This window comes from Holophagaceae bacterium (genome assembly GCA_016720465.1).
Taxonomy (GTDB): Bacteria; Acidobacteriota; Holophagae; order Holophagales; family Holophagaceae; genus JANXPB01.
The window spans coordinates 477,939-500,532 of record JADKKO010000004.1; the positions used below are offsets into that span (position 1 = coordinate 477,939).

A 22,594-nucleotide genomic window follows, 5' to 3' on the forward strand; every position below is an offset into this window, starting at 1 on the left:
CCGGTTCCCTGCTTAGCCTTGAAAAGCTAGCAGGGATGCGGCTTTAGAACAATCTCCAATCTCGCGCTGCGTCAGGGTCTTTCCTGGGGGGAAAAAAAACCGAAAAATTTTTTTGGGGCCCCGGGGGGTTCGGGGGGTTTTCCCCCCCCCTCAACGGCGCTGTCCCTCACCGCCGCGGATCCACCACGATGGCGGGCTGGACCGTGGGGCAGCCGAACACGCAGAGCCCGCAGCCGGTGCAATAGTCCTCGATCACTTCCGGATGGGGAATGCTGCCATCTTCCGTATCGAGAATGCGGATGGCCACGCCGGGATAGGGGCAGCGGTCCACGCAAGTGCGGCAAGCCTGGATGTCCTGGCCTTCGCGTTCGTAGGTCAAACACAGGTCTTGCTTGATCCGGGCGGTGCCCAGGCGTACGGCCCGTGGCCCGTCCAGGACTTCGCCATCCTTCGTGGTGCGGACAGGCCAGATCAGCGCCTTGGCGGTTTCGGGGCAGGCTTTGACGCAGGGCAGATCGGTGCAGAGGAAGCAGGGCATCGACCGGGGATCGATGTAGGGTGCGTTGAGCCCCAGGCCCATGTTGGAGCCGCCCTTGATGATGGAATCCTGGGGACAGGCAGGAATGCAGTCACCGCAGCGGGTGCAGGCGGTCAGGAAAGCGAATTCGTCCAGAGCCCCCGGCGGGCGCAACACCTTGGGGCTGGCCTTGGTGATGGCCTCCTCCACCTGCTCCGCCATGAACCCGGCCATGAGGGTGCCCAGCGACTTGAAGAAATCGCCGCGCCCTTGGGGTTGATCGAGTTTCTTGGCCATCAGGGGAATAGGATCACAGGCCCAGCAGCCTGAGCGTGGGCCGCAGGGTACCCCACAGGATGGGGTCGAAGCCGAGGGTGAGCATGCCCTGGTTCGCATCGGGAGAAAGGCTGAGGTGGGCGAGGAGGTTGATGCTGACCGCCACATCCCGCGACGTGGGCGGCTGGTCCACCCAGGCCACACCCTCCGGCGGCGCCTTCGGGGCGAGCCGCTTGCCTTCGGCGGCCCGCAGGTTCAGCACCAGCAGGTCCCCGTGGAAGGTCGGCGTCCGCACCTCCACCAGGTTTCCCCTGGGAGTCTGGGGCACCAGTTCGAAGGCCGCGCGGTAGCCCAGGGTGTGGGTGTCCGGTTCCTCCCCCCGGATGACGGCGGCGGTCTGCTCCATGAGGCCCCCCAGCCCCAGATCGCCCAGATGCGCGATGGACCGGAGATGGGTGCCGGAGACTTCTCCGATGCCGTCCACGAGCTGGGGTAATCGCGCCAGCACCTGTTCCAGCGCGGACCGTCCGCGGAAGCGCAGGGTGCCGACGGGCCAGTCTCCCGTCAGGGGCATGGGTTCGCCGGATTCCTTGGGATCCGCTTCCGGGCGCAAATCCAGGATCCTTCCGGGATACCCCGCGAACAGGTCCTGGGCCACCGGGGTGTCCGCCAGGATGACCACGTCCAGATCCTGGATCAGCGCGGGTTCAGGCGCGAAGACGACCAGATCCCCCTCTTCATCCTGCTTGGTCATGGGCCCGGTGGAGAGCGGCAGCACCGAACAGTCCTGGGGTTCCAGCGCGGCCACAAGTTCCCGCCCCAACAGCGTCTGGGCGCCAATCACGGCAATTTTAAGCATGGGTGATCCTCTAAACGCGAATTTCGGCGGTTGTGGTCTTCACGTGGCCGCTCAGCGCGGTGTTCACATCGGTAGCCAGGAAGGCCCGGACCTGCTCTCCGGCGCGTCCAGTGAAGCGGAGAGGATCCAACAGGGACGCCAGTTCGCCTTCGTCCATCCCCCACGAGGAATCCGCGGCAAGGAGCCGCAGCAATTCGTTGCCCTTCCCTTCCTGTTTGATGCGGCGGCCGGCTTCCAGGGCGGCCAGGCGGAACCGCTCGTGCAGATCCTGGCGGTCGCCGCCACGCTTGACGGCCTCCATGAGCAGCAATTCCGCGGCCATGAAGGGCAACTCCTGGTTCAGCCGCGCTTCGATCATCTTCGGATAGACCACCAATCCGGAGGCAACATTCAGATAGAGCACTAAAATAGAATCCACGGCCAGCAATCCTTGAGAAATCGTCAGACGCCGGTGGGCGCTGTCGTCCAGGGTGCGTTCCATCCACTGGCTGGCGCTGGTCTGGTAGGTGGAGGGCATCAGGCCCAGCACGAACCGGGAAAGGCTGTTGATGCGCTCGCTGCGCATGGGATTGCGTTTGTAAGGCATGGCGCTGGAGCCGATCTGGTTCTTCTCGAAGGGCTCCTCGACCTCCTTGAGGTGCTGGAGCAGGCGCAGATCGCAGCCGAATTTGCCCGCGGAGGCCGCGAGGCCGCAGAGCACCTGGCCGATGCGGTCCTCCAGTTTCCGCGTGGCCGTCTGGCCGCTCACGGGGATGGCCTTGAAGCCGGCCTTCCCGCAGAAGCGCTCCTCCAGCGCATCCACTTTCCCGCCATCGCCCTCGAACAATTCCAGGAAGCTCGCCTGGGTGCCCGTGGTGCCCTTGACGCCGCGGATGGGCGTGGTGGCGATGAGATGGTCCAGGTCTTCCAGGTCCAGCAGCAGATCCTGGAGCCACAGGCAGGCCCGCTTGCCCACGGTGGTGGGCTGGGCCGGCTGGAAATGCGTGAAGCCCAGGGTCGGCTGGTCCTTCCATGCATCCGCGAAGGCCGACAGGGCCGCGATGACATCCAGCAAGCGCTTGCGCAGGAGCTGCAATGCCTCGTGGCAGATCAACAAGTCGCCATTATCGGTCACAAAACAACTGGTGGCGCCCAAATGGATGATGGGCCGGGCCTTGGGCGCCTGTTCGCCCCAGGCGTGGATGGCCGCCATGACATCGTGGCGTAGGGCGGCTTCATGCCGGGCGATGGCATCCAGGTCCACCTGGTCCCGAGTCGCGCGCAGCTCGGCGACCTGTTCGGGCAGGATCGGCAGGCCCAGCTCCATTTCGCTCTCGGCCAGCGCGATCCAGAGCCGCCTCCAGACCCGCTGCCGGTAGAGCGGCGAGAGCAGGCGCACCATGGCCTTGCTGGCGTAGCGCTGGGCCAGGGGATGTTCGAACCGCTCCAGTTCCGGGGCTTCGCTGGGAGGAAGGAAGGGCTCGTCCATGTCCCCAGTTTGGCAGATCAGGCGGAACCCGACTCCGGCATCAGTCCGGTGGGCGGGGTGCCCGTATCCAGGAGGTGGGATCCCAGGGTGGAAATCCCTGGCCAGCCGCGGGCCTGGGACTTCATGCCCTCCAGCTCGGCCGCGAACGCCTGGGCCCAGGCCTCGATGTCCCATGGCCGTTCCCTGGGATCCACGGCCAGCGCCGACGAAAAGGCCGCCTCGACTTGGGCGGGAACGCCGGGCAGCAGTTCGCGCAGGGCCACATGCTCCCCGCGCGTGATGAGCGAAAAGATGTCCGCCACCGCCGTGGGAGAGATGAGCCGGCAGCCCGTGAGAGCCTCGTAGCCATTGGCCGCGAAGGCATAGACGTCGCTCCGGGCATCCAGGGTCTGCCCCCGGACCTGTTCCGGGGACATGTAGTGGGGCGTCCCCACCAACATGCCGGTCTGCGTGACCCCTCCCTCCGCCGCCAGGGGTTTGGCCAATCCGAAATCCAGGATCTTCGTCTGGAAGATATTCCGCTGGTGGGCCGTGCCGCCCGGCACTGGCTCTTCGGGAACCAGGAAGATGTTCGCGGGCTTGAGATCCCGGTGCACCACCCCGGTCCGATGGACCGCCGCCAGGCCCGCGGCGCCCTGGCGCAGGAGGCGGGCCACCTGGATGGGCGTTCCTGGGCCATGGCGGGCGATGAGGGTCCCGAGGTCCACCCCCTTCAACAGCTCCATGACCATGTAGGCCGATCCATCCTCCAGCTCCCCCGAATCAAAAATGGAGATGACGCTGGGATGCACGATGCCCGCCAAAGCTTGGGCCTCCTGCTTGAACCTGGCATGGATTTCGGCCATTCCATAGAGTTCGGGCTTGATGAGCTTCAGGGCCACGTCGCGGCCTAGCCGCAGATCCTTCGCCTCGAAAACGAGGCCCATGCCGCCCTCGCCCAGCAGCCGGGCGAGCTGGTAGCGGTCCTGGATCACGAAGGGCAGGATCCGGGGCGATTCCAGGGGCTCCGCATCCCACCCGCACCGCTGGACCGATTCGTCATAGCAGCGCCCGCAGCGGGGACAGGTCTGGAGCAGGGCCAGGCCCTTCTCCCGCAGTTTCTCCCGGGTCTGGGCCTGGTGCTGGCGGGCAGCACTGAGGCTCCGGCGGGTCTTCTGCAATTCCAGCACCGCGCCGAGCTGCGCCGCCACGACCCCCACCAGGCGCCGTTCCGCATCCCCCCACCGGAAGGGACCCGACAGCACCATTCCGCCGAGCAGTTCCCCGCTGGGCCCCTTCACGGGTATGGAGAGCTCACGGCGCCGGTCCTCGGACACCGCGAGCGCCTGTTTCCGCCGGTCCTGGGCGGGATTCAAGTAGGGCTGCGCCTGCAGTTCGCGCAGGGTCGGGATCCGTGTGCCGCTTTCGCCGAGCGACCGCAGTTCCTCGCCCTGCACCGTGAGGATGCCGATGCCGGTGGCGCCGATGGTTTGCGCCAGTTCTCCGGCGATGGCCTGGGACCAGCTGATGAGGTCCCGCTGGGCCAGGCTGGTGCTTTCCATGAGCCGGGAAATCTGCAGGTTCTGGGCTTCGATCTGGTCCTTGGCGGCCTCGATTTCCGCCGTGCGCAGGCGGACCTTCGCCTCCAGCTCCTCGGTCTTCCGCAACAGCCTCCGCAGGCGGGTCTGGACCGCGATCCACACCGCGCCCGCGAGCAGCGCGGCATAGATCGCATAAGCCCAAACTGTACGCCAGGGCGCTGGACGGATGCTGAAGGCCATATCCATCGGACCCGCCAGACGACCCTGATAGTCCCTGGCCCACACGCGGAAGACATAGCTGCCCGCCCCGAGCCCCGGAAATTCCCGGTGGGGATCCTGGGCCCAGCCCGAGGGGGCCTCCTCCAGGCCCATGAGCTGGGTCTGGTACCGGGTTTCCGAAGATCGGAAGTAGCTGAGCAGCGAATAGGCGAATTCCAACCGCCGCTCCCGGTGCCCGAGCCGGATGCCCGCCGACAGATCCCGGATCTGCCCGTTCACCTGCACCCGGTCCAGGATCAGGCGCGGGGTCGCCATCCCCGGCAGCTCCTGCCGCGGATCGAATACCGCCGCGCCCCGGATGCTGCCGCCCCAGATCCGGCCGTACCGATCCTTCATGGAGGCGCCGCCGTTGAATTCATTGCTGGGCAGACCGCTGTCCGTGGTGAAGGTCTCCACGCGGAAGGCCTCCGGGGGCCCGCTGATCCGGGCCACCCCGCGATTCGTGAAGGCGTAGAGCCTGGCCTGGGCGTCTTCCTGCAACTGGTAAATCGTGTTGTTGGGCAGGGCCGGGACCGTGTGGTCGGCCAGGAGGTGCCAGGCGGGCTTTTCCGCGTCCGGATCCAGCCACACCAGGCCGCCGCCTTCGGTGCCCGCCCAGAGGAAATGCCGCCCGCCCCACCGGGTTTCGCACAGGCTCATCACCGTGTTGTTCGGCAAGCCATCTTGGGTGGTGTAGTTCGTGACCTTCCCGTCCCTGATTCTTGCCAGTCCGCCGCTTTCCGTGCCGATCCACAGCGTCCGCCGGCCCGCGCTATCGCTGGTTTCCAGGGCGCTGTGGAGCTGGTTGGTGGACAGCCCCTGGGACGTGGTGACCGCCTCCCACCGGTTTGCGGTCCTGCGCCAGAGTCCGCTGCTTCCTGAAATGACCCACAACACCCGGTTTCCTGCGGAATCCCGGGTTTCACGTAGCTGCCGGATGTTCGTGTGGCGGAGCTGCGGCGGCACCGTAGCGCCACGCCACCGGCCCTGCCGGAACTCCGCCAGGCCTTCGCCTTGGGTCCCAGCATAAAGCACCGATTGGCCGTCCTCCGCCTTCCATTCCAGGAGGCTGAAAACCGTGTCATCCGGCAGCCCGTCCGCCTTGGCATAGAACCGGACGCGGCCGGATTCCACGCGCGCCACGCCGCTGCCCCTCGTCCCCAGCCAAAGGGATTCCCCAAGGCCCCGCCCCCCCGTGAGCGCCATCCCGTAGATGCTGGAGCCCGCCAACGCGCCGCCATTTCCGATGCTTTGCCACTGGCCGAACTGCTGGTGCACGAGCCCCGCATCGGTCCCTATCCACAGGGCCTCCGTTCCTCCCGGTCCTGTCATGGGGAGCAGGCTCCAGATGACGGCACTGGGGAGGCCGTCCTTGGTGGTCAGGACCCGCCACCCATGGCCATCCAGCCGGGCGAGCCCCTTGCCTCCCGTGCCGACCCACAGCACCGAAGCACCGTCCGCAGCAAGCGTCTGGGCCAGCGCCTGAATGGATCTCCCCTGCAAATCCGGGGGGAGTGGCATGGTTTCCCAAGCCTGGCCGTCGCTTCCGGTGCTTCTGAACAAGCCGCTGCCGGTGCCCGCCAGCAACTCCCCGGTCTTCAGGCGCAGCAGGGCCTGCACATTCCGGCCGGGAAGCACAGTACGGATCACGCGATCCCGTTCCACCAACGCCAGGCCTTGGCTTGTGCCCACCCATAAGGCGCCGCCTTCCGCGCTTGCAAGGCTTGAAATACTTGTGGATGGGAGCCCGATCTCAGACCCCAGCAATTTCCAGGTGCGGCCATCGAATTTCCCCAGGCCCTGCCCGGAGGTGGCGGCCCACATCAAGCCGTGGCTGGGATGCAGGGCGTTGACGCGGGTTCCGGCCCTGCCCATGGGCCCCTCGGGGCGCTCCCATTTCTCGGCTTTCAGGCGGGCCACGCCGCCGTCCTGGCGGCCGAACCAGAGGCTGGCGTCGTTCCCTAAAGCAATGCAGCGGATGAAGTTGGAAATGTTTCGATCCGGCATCGAAGCCGTCATCCAGGTGTGTCCATCGAACATGGCGGCGCCATCCTGGGTCGCGGCCCAGAGCCGGCCCCGGGCATCCAGGGTCAGGCCCATGGCCGAGTTCTGAGGAAGGCCTTCGCGACTCGTGGTGATCTGAAAATCAGGCGCAGCCCAATATGCGGGGTCCTGGGGCGCGGACGCGGACCACCCTGAAGGCATCGCTCCAATAATCAACAGCGCGAGCACCCGGCTGAAGGCTGGCCCCGTCATTGGAAACAGGCGCATCCCGGCCGGATTGTTCCACATGGAACAGCGTCCCGGAGCAGACAAGGCTGAGGTCCATGCCGATCGCAATCTGTGCCACTCCCCAGGGAAATCATTCATCGGACAGGGGCCCGCAGGATTGCGATCGAGCCCAGGCAGTCCTTGAATTCAATGAACCTCAAATCCAACACCCATGCCAGAATTCCATCATGGAGGAGACCGTGTACGAAGTGCTTCAGCAAGGTGATCCCGCTGTTTTTTCGGCATTGCATGATGAAATCGACCGCCAGCGCCATCACCTTGAACTTATCGCGTCTGAGAATTATGCGTCCGTCGCGGTGATGCAGGCCATGGGCAGCCATTTCACCAACAAATATGCCGAAGGATACCCTGGTCGGCGCTATTACGGCGGCTGCGCCAACGTCGACGTGATCGAGAACCTGGCCCGGGACCGCGCGAAAGAGCTCTTTGGCGCCGAACATGCCAACGTGCAGCCCCACAGCGGCGCCCAGGCCAACATGGCGGTCTATTTCGCCATGCTGAAACCCGGCGACACCGTGCTTGGACTGGATCTGGCCCATGGCGGTCACCTGACCCACGGCCACCCCCTCAACAGCAGCGGTGTGCTGTATAAGTTCGTGGGCTACCACGTGCGCAAGGATGACGAATGCGTGGACATGGACGAGGTCCGGCGGCTCGCCCTGGAACACCAGCCCAGGATGATCGTGGTGGGTGCGTCGGCCTATCCCCGGATCTTCGACTTCCCTGCCTTCCGCGCCATCGCCGACGAAGTCGGCGCCCTGGTGATGGTGGACATGGCGCATATCGCGGGCCTGGTCGCCACGGGCCACCACCCGAGCCCCGTCCCCCACGCGGACTTCGTCACCACCACCACCCACAAAACCCTGCGCGGCCCCCGCGGCGGCCTGGTCCTGTGCAAGGAACAGTACGCCAAGGACCTGGACCGGGCGGTCTTTCCGGGCATCCAAGGGGGGCCGCTCATGCACGTCATCGCAGCCAAGGCCGTGGCCTTCGCTGAAGCGTTGCGTCCTGAATTCAAGGCCTACAGCGGCCAGGTCGTCACGAATGCCAGGGCCCTGGCCAAGGGTCTCCAGGAGAAGGGCTGGCGGATCGTCAGCGGCGGAACCGACAACCACCTGATGCTGGTGGATGTTTTCGCCCAAGGGATCCTGGGCAACGAAGCCGAAAAAGTCCTCGACCGTGCCGGCCTGACGGTAAACAAGAACGGGATCCCCTTCGACCCGAACCCCCCCCTGAAACCCTCCGGCATCCGCCTGGGCTCGCCCGCGCTCACCTCCCGTGGCATGAAAGAAGCCGAAATGGCCCAGATCGCCATCTGGATCGACCGCGCCCTGCGCCACAAAGACGATGAAACCGCGATCCTGGATCTTCAGGCAGAAGTCTTCGCCCTTGGGGCGCGCTTTCCTATTCCCGAGTGAGCTGGGGCTTTTTCATTCCCCCAGGGCCCTGACGGCCACGAAAACCCCCTGCACTACCTGGGCCATCCGGGGGTAGTCGAGCTTGTCCGGAGTGTCCAGGGCTGTGTGATACCGCGGGTTCCGGTAGAAGGCCGTATCCGTGATCATCACGGCCGGGAAACCTTCTTTCCAATAACTCGCGTGGTCCGAAAAATCCACGCCCGTCAAACTGGACGGGGCGTTCATGGACCACACCGGAAGGGGCGAGGTGGACTGCATGGCGGCCTTCACCCACCGGACCAGCGCTCCCTGCCCGATCCCGCCGATGACGGCGATGAAATCCCCTTTGCCCGGATACACCAGGTCCAGGCCCGGAACCGGGTACCGCTGGCTTCCTTCCTCCTGGCTGAAGGTCCCAATCATTTCGAGGCAGATCATGGCCTTCACCGGTGTCTTGCGCGAGGCGAGCCCCTGCGCGTGGTGGACGCTGCCCATATGCCTGGTCCTGAAGAAGGGCGGTTCCTCCAGAGTGTAGGCCACGAGCTCCACCGGGTCTTTCGGGGGGGTCTGGCCCAGCAGGTTCGCCAGCCCGAGGAGGCCCGCCACTCCGCTGGCGTTATCATCGGCGCCCGGATTCGGGCCGCAGGCATCGTAGTGGGCTCCCACCACCACCAGCCGCCCTTGTTCGGGGCCGAAGCGCGCGACCACATTCCGGTAAGTCCGTCCCTGGACCTGATACACCTGCTCGGAAACCCGCCCACCCGCGGACGCCATCCTCCCCTTGATCCAGGTGGCAATGTCATCCAGCCGCTCGGGGTGACGGTGGTCTCGCGGGGGGGCAGTGGTCGAGAGCAGGCGCACATCGGCCTCCAGCTCTGCTGGATCGACAACGCCAACCACCCCCGCTGCCCGGCGGGATAGCGTCGGCTGTACCAAATAGAGCACCGGGAGGCCAAACACCATCACCGTACCCAGGGCAGCCATGCCTTTCCGGTTGAAGAAGAACCGCTTCGGGGCGGTCTCGATGGTTGGTGAAGGCCCTTGGTCGTCCAACATCCAGCTATGGTGGCAGAATTGCCTCCATGGAATCCGATGGCCTCTTCGTCTATGGCTCTCTTCGGGAGGGCGGGCCAAACCATGCCTGGTTGAGGCGCACGAATCCCATTGGACAGACCCGGGGCTTTGCGCCCGGACGCCTTTTTCATTTACCGGGTTCCGGCTGGGCCGCGATGATTCCCGGCGTCATTCCCGAAGCTCTGCCGCCAGGGCTGGGCTGGGTCGTCGGGGAATTCATCGGTTATGAAGACGAGGGGGACCTGGAATCGGCCCTGGACGATCTGGACCAGCTCGAGGGCCTCGCCGAAGGCCGCTTCGAGCGCAGGCTGGTCCCGGTCCTGCTGGAGAGCGGACTGACCTATGCCGCCTGGGCCTACGTGTTCCCCGTGGATCGTTCATCCCGGCTGGAACGCGAAGGCGTTGAACTGCTGGATGGGGACTGGAGCGGCTATCTGTGATGGAAAAGGGCCGCGGATGCGGCCCTTTCGTTACAGTTCCAGCTTCGGTTGCTGTCCGCTCTCATCGGGGCCGGGGTTGGCCAGTTCCGCATCCATCACCAGGTCCTCTTCCTCGTCGAAGGCCATGGCGCTGGCTTCGATCTTGGCGATGCCGACCACCTTGTCCTGGTCGGAACCGAGATTCAGGAGCTTGACGCCCTGGGCGGCCCGGCCGGTCTTGCGGACCTCGTCGATGAGGAACTTGATGACCATGCCCTCCTGGCTGATCAGGAGGCAGCCTTCGCCGAACTTGACGAGCTTGAAGCCCACCACGGGTCCATTGCGGACCCCGGCCCGGATATTGATGACGCCCGTGCCCCCTCGGCCCTGGAGCCGGTAGTCCTGCAGGAGCGAGCGTTTCCCGTAGCCCTTCTCGGTGACCGTGAGCAGCATGCCGTGGTCGGCGGTGCTTTCGTCGGCGATGACCCCTTCCGGCAGGTCCGGCAGGGAATCGGCCACTTCCATGTCCACGATGCGGTCCCCGGAGCCGAGGCGCATTCCGCGAACCCCCGTGGCCACGCGTCCCACGGCGCGGATATCCTCTTCCGCAAACCGGATGGCCTTGCCCTGGGCCGTGGCCAATAAAATTTGCTGGTCGCCGCTGGAACGCCGAACCGCCACGAGACTGTTCCCGTCCTCGATGTTCAGCGCGATGAGTCCGTTGGCGCGGATGTTGCTGTAAAGGCTTAGAGATGTTCGCTTTACGGTCCCGTCGCTCGTCGCGAATACGAGATGTTCTCCCACGGGGAATTCGCGCAGGGCCATCAAGGTCACCACGTTTTCGCCGTCCTTCAGGCTGATGAGGTTCTTGATGTGCTTGCCGCGGGTGTTGGCCGCGGCCTCCGGAAGGTCGTAGACCTTGAGGGCATAGACGTAGCCGCGGTCCGTGAAGGCCATCAGGGTGTCGTGGGCCTTGGTCAGGAAGAGCTGTTCGACGAAATCCTCGTCCTTGGTCTTCATGCCCAGCTTGCCTTTGCCGCCCCGTTTCTGGCGGCGGTAGGCCACCAGGTCCGTGCGCTTGATGTACCCGGCCTTCGACATGGTGACGACCATCGGATCATCGGGGACCACGTCCTCCATGCGGATGTTGCCGGAGTACCCCACGATTTCGGTGCGCCGATCCTCCCCGAACTGGTCCATCACGGCCTTCAGCTCGTCCTTGATGACGCCCAGGAGCAGGGCCTCGTCCGCCAGGATGGCTTTGAGGTGCTTGATGGTTTTTTCGAGCTCGGCCAGCTCATCCAGGATTTTTTCGCGTTCCAGGCCCGTGAGGCGTTGGAGGCGCATGTCCAGAATGGCCTGGGACTGGATGGCGCTGAGCCGGAGGGCGGGATTCTTCTTGAGTTCGGTCGCGGTGGCGAACTTGCCTTCCATGAGGCCCTGTTTCGCTTCTTCCGGAGTCTTGGCGGCCCGGACCAGCTTGATGACCGCGTCCAGGTGGTCCAGGGCGATCTTGAGGCCCAGCAGGACGTGGTGGCGATCCTCGGCCTTCTTCAACTGGAACATGGTGCGGCGGGTGACGACCTCGCGGCGGAAGCCCAGGAATTCCTGGAGGATTTCCTTGAGGGTGCAGACCCGGGGCTGGCCGTTGACGATGGTCAGCATGGTGATGGGGAAGGAATTCTGAAGCTGGGTCAACTGGTAGAGCTGGTTCAGGACGATGTCCGAAGGCTCGTTCTTCTTCAGTTCCACCACCAGGCGGATGCCTTCGCGGTCGCTCTCGTCCCGGAGATCGCTGATGCCGTCGATCTTCTTGTCCCGCACGAGCTCCGCGATCTTCTCCGTGAGGGTGGCCTTGTTCACCTGGTAGGGCAGCTCCGTAAAGACCAACTGCTCCCGGTCGCCCGCGCGCTTGATCTGCTCCACGTGTCCCTTGGCCCGCACCACGCAGCGTCCGCGGCCGGTGCGATAGGCATCCACAACGCCCTCGGTGCCCAGCATGAGCCCGCCGCCAGGGAAATCCGGACCCTTGACGTGGGTCATGATGATGTCCATTCCGATGCTGGGGTCCTCAATGAGGGCGATCAGGGCCGAGCAGCACTCCCTCAGGTTGTGAGGCGGGATGGAGGTGGCCATGCCCACGGCGATGCCCTGGGAGCCATTGATGAGCAGATTGGGAAAGCGGGTTGGGAGGACCAGCGGCTCGACTTCGGAACCGTCGTAGTTCGGGCCGAAATCCACGGTGTCCTGGTCGATGTCCTCCATCATGGCGCTGCCGATGCGGCTCAGGCGCGCCTCGGTATAACGCATCGCCGCGGGCCGGTCGCCGTCGATGGAGCCGAAATTCCCCTGGCCGTCCACCAGCATGTGCCGGAGGCTGAAGGGTTGCGCCATGCGCACCAAGGTGTCGTAGGCCGGAACGTCGCCGTGGGGGTGGAATTTACCGATGACGTCGCCGACCGTGCGGGCGGATTTGCGGTAGGCCCGGTTCCACTCGTTGTTGGCGGCCTTCATGGCGTAGAGCACGCGGCGGTGGACGGGTTTGAGGCCGTCCCTCACATCCGGAAGCGCCCGGCCCACGATCACGCTCATGGCGTAATCGAGGTAGGATTTCCGCATTTCTTTTTCGATTTCGATGGTTTCAGATCGGGTCATGGGCTACTCGTGTTCTACGTGGAACAGTGCGCGCTGCTCGGGTGGTTTCCAGGGCTACCGCCTTCGGAAAGCCATTCGTGGCGGCGAATTAAATATCAATGTTTTCAGCTAAAAGCGCATTTGATTCGATAAAGCGGCGGCGGGGTTCCACCGCATCGCCCATCAGGACGGTGAACATTTCGTCCGCCAGCACCGCATCGTCCACCCGCACCTGGAGCATGGTCCGCCGGGTGGGATCCATGGTGGTCTCCCAGAGCTGCTCGGGGTTCATTTCGCCCAACCCTTTGTAGCGTTGGATCATCAGGCCTCGCTTGCCTTCCTCCAGAACCATGGAAAGCATGGCCTCGGGACTGGCGAAGCTCATCTCCTTGGCCATTTTCGAGGTGGCGCCGCCTTCGTTGGAGTCGCCGGTCTCGCCGGAGTCCGCTTCCTCTTTCACCACGGCCTTCGTCCCCGCCTTTTCGGGCTTGGCCTCCTTGACGCGCAGCAGCTTCAGATCGCCCCCGGTGAAGGCGCTGAGTTCTTCATGAAGGGCCTTGAGCCTCCGGAATTCGCCCCACAGGGCCACCTGGCTGTCCAACCAAAGGGCGATGGGGCGGTTCAGGTGCATCCGGGTGATGCGGATGCGGTGGGCGGCTGGAATGGCCGCCTGCGGCGCTTCCTCCTCAAAATCGAGACCAGCGGCCTCCCCCTCTCCGTCTCCGGAATCCTCGGGCTCCGCTTTTTTGGCGCGGCCTTCGGCGCCCGGCGCTTTCTCCGGGGCGGCCTCGACGGCCTCGGTGGATTCAACTTCTGTGCGGCCAAGGCCCGCCTTCTCCACCGCGAGGGCCATCTCCTTGACCGCCTCGGCGGTGTCGAAGCGCTCATCGTCCAGCAACCCGAAGGCCAGGAGGCCATCCACCAGGGGCCGGGCGTAGCCGCGGCGGTCCAGCTTGGCGTAGAGCTGCTGGACCTCGCCCCACTTCTTCATTTCCCGGACCAGCGCGGCGCCCTTGTGCTCGCTCCCGTCCGGCAGGGTGAGGCTCCAGCCATCCAGGGCCTTCTGGAACAGGAACTCCTCCAGGGCCCTTTCGTCCTTGAGGTACTTCTCGGTCTTGCCCTTTTTCACCTTGTAAAGAGGTGGCTGGGCGATGTACAAATGCCCTCGTTCGACGATTTCCGGCATCTGGCGGTAGAAAAAGGTGAGCAGCAGCGTGCGGATGTGGGATCCGTCCACGTCGGCGTCGGTCATCAGGACGATCTTGTGGTACCTCAGATTGGCGACCTTGAACTCATCCCTGCCGATGCCCGTGCCCAGGGCCTGGATCAGGATGCGAAGCTCCTGGTGGCTCAGGATCTTGTCGAAGCGGGCTTTCTCCACGTTCAGGACCTTGCCCTTCAGGGGCAGGATGGCCTGGTTGGCGCGGTTGCGGCCCTGCTTGGCTGATCCGCCGGCGGAATCGCCCTCCACGAGGTAGATCTCGGAGAGCGCCGGATCCTTTTCCTGGCAATCGGCCAGCTTGCCCGGCAGTCCGCCGCCATCCAGGGCGCCTTTGCGCCGGGTGAGGTCGCGGGCCTTGCGGGCGGCTTCCCGGGCCCGGGCGGCCTCGATGGCTTTTTCAAGGATCGCCCGGGCTTCCCGCGGGTTTTCTTCGAAGAAGCTCGTGAGCTTTTCGTAGACGATGGTCTGGACGATGCCCTTGACCTCGGAGCTGACCAGCTTGTCCTTGGTCTGGCTGCTGAATTTGGGGTCCGGCACCTTGGCCGACAGCACCGCGGTCAGGCCCTCGCGGACATCCTCGCCCGACAGGGTGACCTTCGCGGATTTCAGCAGGTTGTTGGCTTCGGCGTAGGTGTTGATGACGCGCGTCATGGCGGCGCGGAACCCCTCCAGGTGCGCGCCTCCGTCCCTATTCCGGATGTTATTGGTGAAACAGTAGAGGGTCTCCTGGTAGGAGTCGTTCCACTGCAGGGCCACCTCGACGGTGGTGCCGTTCTTGATGTCTTCGATGTGGATGGGGGGCTTGTGCAGGACCGTCTTGTTGCGGTTGAGGTGCTCCACGAAGGCGTCGATCCCGCCGGCGTTCATGAAGTCGTGGGAATCGCCCGTCCGCTCGTCCGTGATGCGGATGTGCACGCCCTTGTTGAGGTAGCTCAGCTCGCGGAGGCGCTGGCTCAGCACCTCGAAGGTGAAGTCCAGCACGTTGTTGAAGATTTCGGGATCCGGCATGAACCGCACGCGGGTGCCGCGCTTGGTGGTTGCCGCGCCCTTGGCCAGGGGCTTGTCCGCGTGGCCCTGGGTGAAGGTCATGCTGTATTCTTTTCCGCCCTTCCAGATCGTGAGCCAGAGCTTGGAGCTGAGCGCGTTCACGCAGGAAACGCCCACGCCGTGGAGCCCGCCCGAGACCTTGTAGGCGTTCTTGCCGTCGGTGTTCATGTTGTCGAACTTCCCGCCCGCATGGAGCACGGTCATGATCACTTCGGCGGCGGACCGGTTCTCTTCCTTGTGGAGATCCACCGGAATGCCTCGGCCGTTGTCCTCCACGGAGCAGCTGCCGTCGGTGTGGATGATCACGTCCACCCGGGTGCAGTAGCCCGCGAGGGCCTCGTCGATGGAATTGTCCACGACCTCGTAGACCATCTGGTGGAGGCCGCTGCCGTCGTCGGTGTCCCCGATGTACATGCCGGGCCGCTTGCGGACGGCCTCGAGGTCCCGGAGGACTGTGATGTTGTCGGCGGTGTAGGTGGCTTCAGATTCCTGGGCGCGCGCTGTTAGAACTTCTTCAGACATCAAGACTCACTTTTATTGGACATGGGGAAAGGGCGCTGGCGGATCGGTTAAACGCTGGCCGGGCTGGCGAAACGGACGGGCATCAGGATGTAGCGGAAACTCAAGTCCTCGAGGCTAGGGCTCATGAAAATGCCCTGGCCCACCTCGTCCTTGAACTGGTAGACGACTTCCTCGCCCGGCAGGCGGTCCAGCAGTTCCGTCAGGTAGTCGATGTTGAAGGCGAGTTCGAAGGGCGCCTCTTCCCCCGAGAAGCTCAGCGTGCCCTGGTTCACGCCTTCGTCGGGGTGCTGGAACACCACCTTCAGGTTCGGGAATTCGAAAAAGAGCCGGACGTTCTTGTTGTAGTCGTCCTTCTTGAGGCCCGCGATGCGCAGGGTGCGCAGGAAATCCTCCCGGTCCAGGATGACGCGTTTCGGGAGTTCCGCGGGAAGCACCTTCTCGTAGGCCGGATAATTGCCGGTCACGAGCCGGGTGGACATTTTGAGCCCGGGCTGGGCCATGAAAAGGCTGGTGCCGTCCCACTGGAGTTCGATCTCGCCCTCCTGGGAAGGGAACGAATGCAGCAGGTCCAGGGCCCGCTTGGGGACGATCAGGCGCACATCCGCGGCGAGCCCCGTCGGATGCTGGATTTCGGCCACCGCAAGGCGGAAGCCGTCCGTGGAGACCACGCGGACAAAGGTCTTCCCCAGGTGAAGCAGGATCGCCAACAGGGTCGGCTTGGTGGCGTCGCGGCTTCCCGCCAGTGACCCGAGCTGGATCGCCTGCTTGAGCAGGGCCAAGGGCAGCCGCACGGTCGGCAAGGTTTCGCCAGGCGCAGGGAGTTCAGGAAAACCCTCGCCGGGCTGGAGGTTGTGTTCCGAGTTGTAGCCCTTGGTGCGGAGCCATAGGCGGTTCGTGTTGTCGGGCCACTCCAAAGTCAGAACGCCGTCTGGATAGGCCCTCACGGTCTCGATGAACTTCTTTCCGGGAATGGCGACTACCACCTCGCCTGCGCCTTCGACAGGGAGCGTGGCATCAAAGGCGAGTTCCATGTCCGTGGCCCGCAGCGCCATCTCCCCGTGCTTGAGCTGGAGGAGCACGTGCTGGAGGATGGGAAGCGTGACCCGACGGTCCAAGGCGTGCTTCAGAATGCCCAAGGCTCGATCCAAACGATCCTTCGAGACTTGGATTTGAATGCTCATGGTCCACCCAAGAATGATGATGATGAGTAAGAAAAGAATCGGCGGAAGCGATTCCGCAAACCCTTAGTCTACCTGGAAATCGGCCGTCGTGGACCCTGTGGAAAACCCGCGGGAAGCCGGTTCAGTGCACAAAGCGGCCGAAGGAAAGCGGGCACCGCCCCGGCGCCGCGCCGGGAAACCCGCAAGGTCGGCAGGCCGGGCTTGGCAGGGTTGCGGGAAACGCACGTAGGCCTTCTTGAAATCAATGGATGCTGTTCAGCAGGGAGTGGACGGTCTTGTGGAAATCGGGATCTTTCCCCATGCGCTGCTTCACGGAATCAATGGCGTTCATCACCGTGCTGTGGTGCATGTTGTTGAAGGACCGCCCGATGTCCGCGAAGGAGGCCGCCGTGAGCTCGCGCGCGAGGTACATGGCCACCTGCCTGGGAATCAGGACGTTCTGCTGGCGGGACTTCTTCTTCATCAGATCCGCGAAAGAAAGATTGAAGGTTTCGGCCGTCATCCTGTAGACCCGCTCCATGGGCACCGCGGAACCGGGCTCCTGGCCGCTCTGACCCTGGAAGGCGCTCATGGCGACCTCGAGGTTGGGCGCTACCTTCAGAAAATCACTCTGGAAGATGACCCGGTTCAGCAGGCCCTCCAGATCGCGGACGCTGCCCTTGGCCTTGTGGGCGATGAAAGCGAGCACATCTTCCGGAACGTCCGGAAAATCCGCAAAGAAATCCTCCTCGAGCTTCTTTTTGAGGATGGCGATCCGGGTCTCGAAATCCGGGGGCTGGATATCCGCGGTGAGCCCCCACTTGCATCGGGTGATCAGCCGCTCGTGCAGGCCTTCCAACTTCTGCGGCGCGTTGTCGGAGGTGATGATGATCTGTTTTCCGTGCTGGAGCAGGTACTCCAGGATGTAGAACACCTCTTCCTGCGTGCGCTCCATGCTGCGGAGCGTCTGGACGTCGTCCAGCAGCAGCACGTCGTTGGCCTGGTATTTCCTCCGGAGGGGTTCGGTGTTGCGGTTCTTGATGGCGGAGGTCACCTCGTGGAAGAACACATCCACCTTCAGGTAGGCGATGGCCAGGTGGGGATGCCGCGTCCGCAGGGCCTGTCCGATTCCGATCATGAGGTGGGTCTTGCCCAGCCCAGCCCCGCCGTAGAGGAACAACGGGTTCATGTTGAACGAGGCGTTCGCCTTCCCGTGGTTGTCCACCACGGCCTTGGCCGCCGAAAAGGCGAGCTGGTTTCCGGGACCGACCACAAAGCGGTCCAGGGTGTACCGGTGGAAAAGCGGCGGGAAAGGGGACTGGGCCTCGACCGCCGGATGTTCGCCGGAAGGGGCGCTGGCGCTCGGTTTGGCCGCGGCGGACTTCTTCACGGCCGCGGCCACGGTGAACATCAGCTTGAGGTGGGAGAGCCCCGCCTGGCCCAGGGCGTCGTGGAATTCTTCGGCAAGCTGCTGTTCGATCCAGATCCGGTTCGAGGGATTGGGGACCTGGACCCACAGGACGTCGCCCTCCAGGCGCTGGGGCACGCAGGGTTCCACCCATTCCTGGAAGCTGGCTGACGATAGGCGCTCCCGCAACCCCGAACAGAGGGCCTCCCACAAGGACTCATGCTGGTTGGACACCATAACCCACCGACAAGAAAGCGCGCCCATTCCACCACGAAGCGATGGAGCGGCCTTCGCAGGCCAACGAATCATTTGAGCGGCGTGGTTACTCTAGCACCGCCCTAAATCCAGAGAAAAACTCATTGAGAATCCGCGCGTTTCCCAATAGACTCGAAGGTTCGCCCATGGCCCTGTCTGGGCCGTGAGCCATAAGGGTGGATTATGAAGCGCACATTTCAGCCAAACAACCGACGCCGTGCGAAGACCCACGGATTCTTGTCCCGCATGAAGACGAAGAACGGCCGGATGGTGTTGAAGCGCCGCCGGGCGAAGGGCCGCCACGTCCTCGCGCTTGGGGGGGGGGGGGGGCCCGGGGGGGGGGGGGGGGGGGGGTTTTGTGGGGCCCTTCTGGCGGAGCGCCACCGATGATGATCAACCTGTTTCACCGCAACGGCTTAACCGCGCCACCGCTGGCGGCATGCACATAGCGCAGCGCTTCCGCATCGTCCGCCACTCGGACCACGCGCTGCCTGCTCCGGCCGCTGCGCGGCCGCTCGCGGCCCAAACCGCGCCGAAGGCGCCTGGATCTCCACCAGCATTGGATATCAGGGCCTGGCGCGCCGCCTGCCCCTCCGCATCGCAAGCGGCCATGCCCTCGCTTCTGGTCCACGCTCCCCGGCGGACGGGGATGGCAGTGGAGCGCAACCGCTTCAAGCGGCGCACGCGCATGGCGTTCTTGAAGGTCCTGCGGGCGAACCCGGCGCTCGATCTATCCTCCTGGGTCATCTGGGTCCGCCCGGCCAAAGGATCCGCCCTCGGCTGCCGCATCGACTACGTCGCCATCGAAGGCCAGCTCCAGCTGGCCCTTTCACGGTTGGGATAACGCTTCATGAAAAACCGAAACCTAGTGATCTTCGTGGTTCTGAGCATGGGCCTGTTGTTGGGCTATAGCTACTTGGTCGGGATGCTCTATCCGCCCAAACCCAACGCCCATGCGCCGGTCCCGCCCGCCGCCGCGACTCCGGCACCCGCCGCGGCCGCAGCGCCAGTGTCCGCCGCTACCCCGCAAGCCGCACCGGCAACCCCGCAACCCCCGCCGGCAGCCCTGAACGCGGCCACCCACACGGTGAAGACCTCCCAGTTGAGCCTGGTCTGGCGCATTGAAGATGGGGCCCTGGTCCAGGCCACCTGGAACGACGGCACCCGGTTTTTCAACGAGGCCGAGAAAAATGAGAAGGGCGAAGAGATCTCCAAGGCCTTCCCGGGCATCGGCGGCGTGCTCCACACCCAGTTCCAACAGGTGGTCGAGGAGCGCACCCCCAATGGGCTGAAGGTCCACTTCCAGAACGCGGAAGGGGACCACCTCGTCTACGCCATTCCCGACAAAGGCTACGCCATCGAGGTGGGCTGGACCACCAAGCGGGGCACCCACCTGGATCTCATCCACAGGCCCACCAACGAAAAAGAGGCCCAATCCCTGGGCCGGGTCTTCACCCTCCAGGAAAAGGGAATCACGGCGGTGGCCTGGGCCGATGTCCTGAAAGACCCCTTCTTCAGCTTTCTCGGATTCAAGCGCAAGGAAATGCCTCCGGCCGCGAGCCTCGTTGGAATGGACGCCGGCCTCGACCAGGGCGCCACGGCCCAGCGCATCCACTACTTCGCGGCCCTTTGGGACGTGAGCCCGCACACGACCGAGCGCGATGACCGGGGCTACCACCTGGCCCCGGACAAGAACGGCAACCTGACGGCCAGGCTCTACCTGGGGCCCAAGGAAACCAGCCAGTTGGCGGCCTTCGGAGCGCCCTTCACCCAGGTCGTGGATTTCGGGTTCTTCGGGGCCGTCGCCAAGGTGTTCTTCCTGGTGCTCTTCTGGATCCACCGCTTCGTGCCCAACTGGGGCTGGTCGATCATCCTCTTCACGCTGTTGCTGAGGCTCCTGCTCTGGCCCTTGAACACCAAGAGCACCATGAACATGCTCCGCATGAAGGACTTCGAGCCGCACCAGAAGGCCCTGCAGGCCAAGTACGAGAAGTTCGGCGGCGATATGACCAAGAAAGCCGAGATGCAGAAGGAGCTCATGGCGCTCTACAAGAAGAACAACCACAACCCCATGGGCGGTTGTCTGCCGGCCATCGTGCAGATGCCGGTGTTCTTCGCGCTGTGGTCGATGCTGAACGCGGTCTATGAGCTGCGCCATGCCCCCTGGCTGGGTTGGATCACGGATCTCTCCGCCAAGGATCCCCACTACGTCCTGCCGGTGCTGCTGGGCGTGTCCATGCTGGCCCAGCAGGCGGTGACACCTGCGGTGGGGGACCCGGCCCAGCGGAAAATGATGCTCTTCCTGATGCCCGCGATGATGACCTTCTTCTTCATCTCGATGCCCTCGGGGCTGTGCCTCTACTACTTCGTGTTCAACATCGTGGGATTGGCCCAGACTTGGTGGCTGAGACGGAACTACGTGGGCCAAGAGATAACGGTCTAGGAGGCTCCATGCGTAAATCCAACCTCCCCCTCGAAGCGGTTCCCGAAAAGGTGGTCCACTGGGCCGGCCAGCTTGGGCTCAAGGTGGAAGCGACCTTCGAGCCCTCGGGCGACGAGGCCCTGTTTCCCAACCGCATCCTTGTGAAGGGCGAGGACGCCACGTGGCTGGCGGCCAACAAGGGCGCGGGCGTCGATTCGATGCAGTTCCTCCTCCACGAGGCCCAGGGGGAACGGGAGGACTCCCGGCTCGCCTACCTGGACCCCCAGGGGACACGGCTGTTCCGCATGAAAGAGCTCAAGGCCATGGCCGCCTTTGCCGCCGACAAGGCCAAGGAGCAGGGCAGCTTCACCCTTTCGGGCCTCACCCCGAGAGAGCGGCGCTGGGTCCACCTGACCATCTCCCAGGTGCCGGGCCTCAGCACCGAAAGCGAGGGCATCGGCCACATCAAGACGCTGAAGGTCTTTCGTAGCGCCTGATGCCACAACCCATCTGCGCGCCCGCCACCCCCCTGTTTCCCGGCGCGGTGGCCGTGGTGAGGGTTTCGGGGGAGAACCTCGCAGCGCTGCTGGAACCCCTGGTGAAACTGCCATCCGCGCGCACCGCCGCGCTTCGCAGCCTGGCCTGGGATGGCTATCGCGAACAGGCCTTGGTGATCCACTTCCCCGGCCCCGCGAGCTACACCGGCGAAGACGTGGTCGAATTCCAGCTCCACGGAAATCCGCTCCTGGTGCGGCGTTTTCTCGGCCACCTGGGCCGGCTTGGGATCCGGCTGGCAGAACCCGGGGAATTCACGCGCCGCGCCCTGCTCAACGGTAAGCAGAACCTGCTGGAGGTCGAGGCCCTGCGCGACCTGATCAGCGCCGCCACCGACCAGCAGCTCCGCCAGGCCCAAGGCCGCCAAGGCGCGCTGCCGGCCTGGATCACCGAAGCCAAAGCCCGCATCTCGCCCTGGATGGCCCGGGCCGAGGCCGTCGTGGATTACGGGGAAGAAGAGGGGATCATCCTTGATCACGAGAGTCTAAAGACTGATTTTATTGCTCTTTTAAAAGTGTTCCATGTGGAACAGCACCGGTCGGAAGCCGCCCGCTGGCTGAGGGATGGCATCAGGGTGGCCCTCGTGGGTCGGCCCAATGCCGGGAAGAGCACGCTCTTCAACGCTATGGCCAGCGAGGATCGGGCGATCGTCACGGAGATTCCTGGGACCACAAGGGATGTGCTGGAGGTCCGCACCGAATGGGCGGGCCTGCCCCTGGCCTTGTTCGACACCGCTGGACTGCGGGAGACGGCCGAAACCGTGGAGCGCTTGGGCGTGGAGCGGGTGCGGGCCGTACTGGAGCAATCGGACCTGATCCTGCACCTGATGCCTGTCACGGATGCCGAGACCGATGCGGGGATCCTGGCCCGGCTGGCTCCTTTTCAAGGGAAGGTGCTCCCGGTGCGCACCATGGGCGACCTGTCCCCGGCGAAACCAGAGGGGCCACTGGTCATCTCGGCCCTCCAGGGGGACCTGGCGGCTCTGCAGGAGGCCCTGCGGGAGCGCTTCCTGGGAGATCTCAGCCCCGACGCCTGTCTGGGCGCCATGGCCACCGGACGCCAGCGGGAGATCTTGGGAGAGTTGATCGCCCAGTCGGAGCTGCTGCTCCAACTGGAGCCCGGATGCCCGCCGGAATTGCCCGCCTCGGCCCTGCAGGGGATGTGGGGGCTGCTGGCGGCGCTCACGGGGGAGGACCGGGCGGAATCGGCCCTGGACCAGGTCTTCAGCGGGTTCTGCCTGGGGAAGTGAAACGGGAGAACGGGTGCCGCCCCCTTCGGGAGCATAATTC

At 64.5% G+C, this 22,594-nt stretch carries 15 protein-coding genes and 1 pseudogene; 7 read left to right on the forward strand and 9 right to left on the reverse strand.

Going from position 1 to position 22,594, the window contains the following annotated elements; translation table 11 throughout:
* Positions 1-166 precede the first annotated feature (166 nt).
* Genes IPQ13_09505 through IPQ13_09520 form a run of 4 tightly spaced genes read right to left on the reverse strand, consistent with a single transcriptional unit; the run spans position 167 to position 7,169 of the window.
* A complete protein-coding gene (locus IPQ13_09505; protein ID MBL0211130.1) occupies positions 167-814 on the reverse strand; it encodes a 4Fe-4S dicluster domain-containing protein in 648 nt (215 codons plus the stop codon).
* A gap of 13 nt (positions 815-827) precedes the next feature.
* Positions 828-1,652 carry a hypothetical protein gene (locus IPQ13_09510; protein MBL0211131.1) on the reverse strand — a complete coding sequence of 275 codons (825 nt, stop codon included), beginning with the start codon at positions 1,650-1,652 and terminating at the stop codon, positions 828-830.
* 10 nt (positions 1,653-1,662) lie between these two features.
* On the reverse strand, positions 1,663-3,120 hold the full coding sequence (locus tag IPQ13_09515; protein ID MBL0211132.1) for an adenylosuccinate lyase: 1,458 nt from the start codon (positions 3,118-3,120) through the stop codon (positions 1,663-1,665).
* Positions 3,121-3,137: 17 nt separating this feature from the next.
* Positions 3,138-7,169, reverse strand: a complete 4,032-nt coding sequence (locus IPQ13_09520) for a protein kinase (GenBank protein ID MBL0211133.1) — start codon at positions 7,167-7,169, stop codon at positions 3,138-3,140.
* A 188-nt stretch (positions 7,170-7,357) separates the two neighbouring features.
* Between IPQ13_09520 and IPQ13_09525 the strand changes: the two genes are divergently transcribed.
* The gene (locus IPQ13_09525) at positions 7,358-8,608 is read left to right on the forward strand and encodes a serine hydroxymethyltransferase (protein MBL0211134.1); all 1,251 of its coding nucleotides are present in this window, start codon (positions 7,358-7,360) and stop codon (positions 8,606-8,608) included.
* Positions 8,609-8,620: 12 nt separating this feature from the next.
* On the opposite strand, the gene IPQ13_09530 is transcribed toward IPQ13_09525, so the two are convergent.
* Positions 8,621-9,571: a M28 family peptidase gene (locus IPQ13_09530; GenBank protein MBL0211135.1), complete on the reverse strand. Its 951-nt coding sequence runs from the start codon at positions 9,569-9,571 to the stop codon at positions 8,621-8,623.
* Positions 9,572-9,669: 98 nt separating this feature from the next.
* On the opposite strand from IPQ13_09530, the gene IPQ13_09535 reads away from it, so the two are divergent.
* Positions 9,670-10,101 (forward strand): gamma-glutamylcyclotransferase, encoded by a 432-nt coding sequence (locus IPQ13_09535; GenBank protein MBL0211136.1) that lies wholly within the window; start codon positions 9,670-9,672, stop codon positions 10,099-10,101.
* Positions 10,102-10,131: 30 nt separating this feature from the next.
* On the opposite strand, the gene gyrA is transcribed toward IPQ13_09535, so the two are convergent.
* The 4 genes from gyrA to dnaA all read right to left on the reverse strand — a co-directional run bounded on the left by gyrA (position 10,132) and on the right by dnaA (position 18,307).
* Positions 10,132-12,735, reverse strand: coding sequence for a DNA gyrase subunit A (gene gyrA, locus IPQ13_09540; GenBank protein MBL0211137.1), 2,604 nt, complete (start codon positions 12,733-12,735; stop codon positions 10,132-10,134).
* Between the two features lie 88 nt (positions 12,736-12,823).
* The gene (gene gyrB, locus IPQ13_09545; protein ID MBL0211138.1) at positions 12,824-15,505 is read right to left on the reverse strand and encodes a DNA topoisomerase (ATP-hydrolyzing) subunit B; all 2,682 of its coding nucleotides are present in this window, start codon (positions 15,503-15,505) and stop codon (positions 12,824-12,826) included.
* Between the two features lie 47 nt (positions 15,506-15,552).
* Positions 15,553-16,686: a DNA polymerase III subunit beta gene (dnaN, locus tag IPQ13_09550; GenBank protein MBL0211139.1), complete on the reverse strand. Its 1,134-nt coding sequence runs from the start codon at positions 16,684-16,686 to the stop codon at positions 15,553-15,555.
* 241 nt (positions 16,687-16,927) lie between these two features.
* Positions 16,928-18,307 carry a chromosomal replication initiator protein DnaA gene (gene dnaA, locus IPQ13_09555; protein MBL0211140.1) on the reverse strand — a complete coding sequence of 460 codons (1,380 nt, stop codon included), beginning with the start codon at positions 18,305-18,307 and terminating at the stop codon, positions 16,928-16,930.
* 204 nt (positions 18,308-18,511) lie between these two features.
* On the opposite strand from dnaA, the pseudogene rpmH reads away from it, so the two are divergent.
* The 5 genes and pseudogenes from rpmH (at position 18,512) to mnmE (ending at position 22,554) form a co-directional block, all read left to right on the forward strand.
* Positions 18,512-18,643 (forward strand): annotated as a pseudogene (gene rpmH / locus IPQ13_09560) (50S ribosomal protein L34).
* Positions 18,644-18,767: 124 nt separating this feature from the next.
* The gene (locus IPQ13_09565) at positions 18,768-19,172 is read left to right on the forward strand and encodes a ribonuclease P protein component (GenBank protein MBL0211141.1); all 405 of its coding nucleotides are present in this window, start codon (positions 18,768-18,770) and stop codon (positions 19,170-19,172) included.
* A 6-nt stretch (positions 19,173-19,178) separates the two neighbouring features.
* Positions 19,179-20,771 (forward strand): YidC/Oxa1 family insertase periplasmic-domain containing protein, encoded by a 1,593-nt coding sequence (locus IPQ13_09570; GenBank protein ID MBL0211142.1) that lies wholly within the window; start codon positions 19,179-19,181, stop codon positions 20,769-20,771.
* Positions 20,772-20,779: 8 nt separating this feature from the next.
* Positions 20,780-21,247, forward strand: a complete 468-nt coding sequence (locus IPQ13_09575) for a hypothetical protein (GenBank protein MBL0211143.1) — start codon at positions 20,780-20,782, stop codon at positions 21,245-21,247.
* A complete protein-coding gene (gene mnmE / locus IPQ13_09580) occupies positions 21,247-22,554 on the forward strand; it encodes a tRNA uridine-5-carboxymethylaminomethyl(34) synthesis GTPase MnmE (GenBank protein MBL0211144.1) in 1,308 nt (435 codons plus the stop codon). The genes IPQ13_09575 and mnmE overlap by 1 nt, the downstream gene beginning before the upstream one ends.
* Positions 22,555-22,594 lie beyond the last annotated feature (40 nt).

Bases quoted from the DNA above. Each gene is read 5' to 3' on its own strand.
- IPQ13_09505 (MBL0211130.1), bottom strand. From the start codon at position 814: ATGGCCAAGAAACTCGATCAACCCCAAGGGCGCGGCGATTTCTTCAAG.
- IPQ13_09510 (MBL0211131.1), bottom strand. From the start codon at position 1,652: ATGCTTAAAATTGCCGTGATTGGCGCCCAGACGCTGTTGGGGCGGGAA.
- IPQ13_09515 (MBL0211132.1), bottom strand. From the start codon at position 3,120: ATGGACGAGCCCTTCCTTCCTCCCAGCGAAGCCCCGGAACTGGAGCGG.
- IPQ13_09520 (MBL0211133.1), bottom strand. From the start codon at position 7,169: ATGCGCCTGTTTCCAATGACGGGGCCAGCCTTCAGCCGGGTGCTCGCG.
- IPQ13_09525 (MBL0211134.1), top strand. From the start codon at position 7,358: ATGGAGGAGACCGTGTACGAAGTGCTTCAGCAAGGTGATCCCGCTGTT.
- IPQ13_09530 (MBL0211135.1), bottom strand. From the start codon at position 9,571: ATGGCTGCCCTGGGTACGGTGATGGTGTTTGGCCTCCCGGTGCTCTAT.
- IPQ13_09535 (MBL0211136.1), top strand. From the start codon at position 9,670: ATGGAATCCGATGGCCTCTTCGTCTATGGCTCTCTTCGGGAGGGCGGG.
- gyrA (MBL0211137.1), bottom strand. From the start codon at position 12,735: ATGACCCGATCTGAAACCATCGAAATCGAAAAAGAAATGCGGAAATCC.
- gyrB (MBL0211138.1), bottom strand. From the start codon at position 15,505: ATGTCTGAAGAAGTTCTAACAGCGCGCGCCCAGGAATCTGAAGCCACC.
- dnaN (MBL0211139.1), bottom strand. From the start codon at position 16,686: ATGAGCATTCAAATCCAAGTCTCGAAGGATCGTTTGGATCGAGCCTTG.
- IPQ13_09565 (MBL0211141.1), top strand. From the start codon at position 18,768: ATGCACATAGCGCAGCGCTTCCGCATCGTCCGCCACTCGGACCACGCG.
- IPQ13_09570 (MBL0211142.1), top strand. From the start codon at position 19,179: ATGAAAAACCGAAACCTAGTGATCTTCGTGGTTCTGAGCATGGGCCTG.
- IPQ13_09575 (MBL0211143.1), top strand. From the start codon at position 20,780: ATGCGTAAATCCAACCTCCCCCTCGAAGCGGTTCCCGAAAAGGTGGTC.
- mnmE (MBL0211144.1), top strand. From the start codon at position 21,247: ATGCCACAACCCATCTGCGCGCCCGCCACCCCCCTGTTTCCCGGCGCG.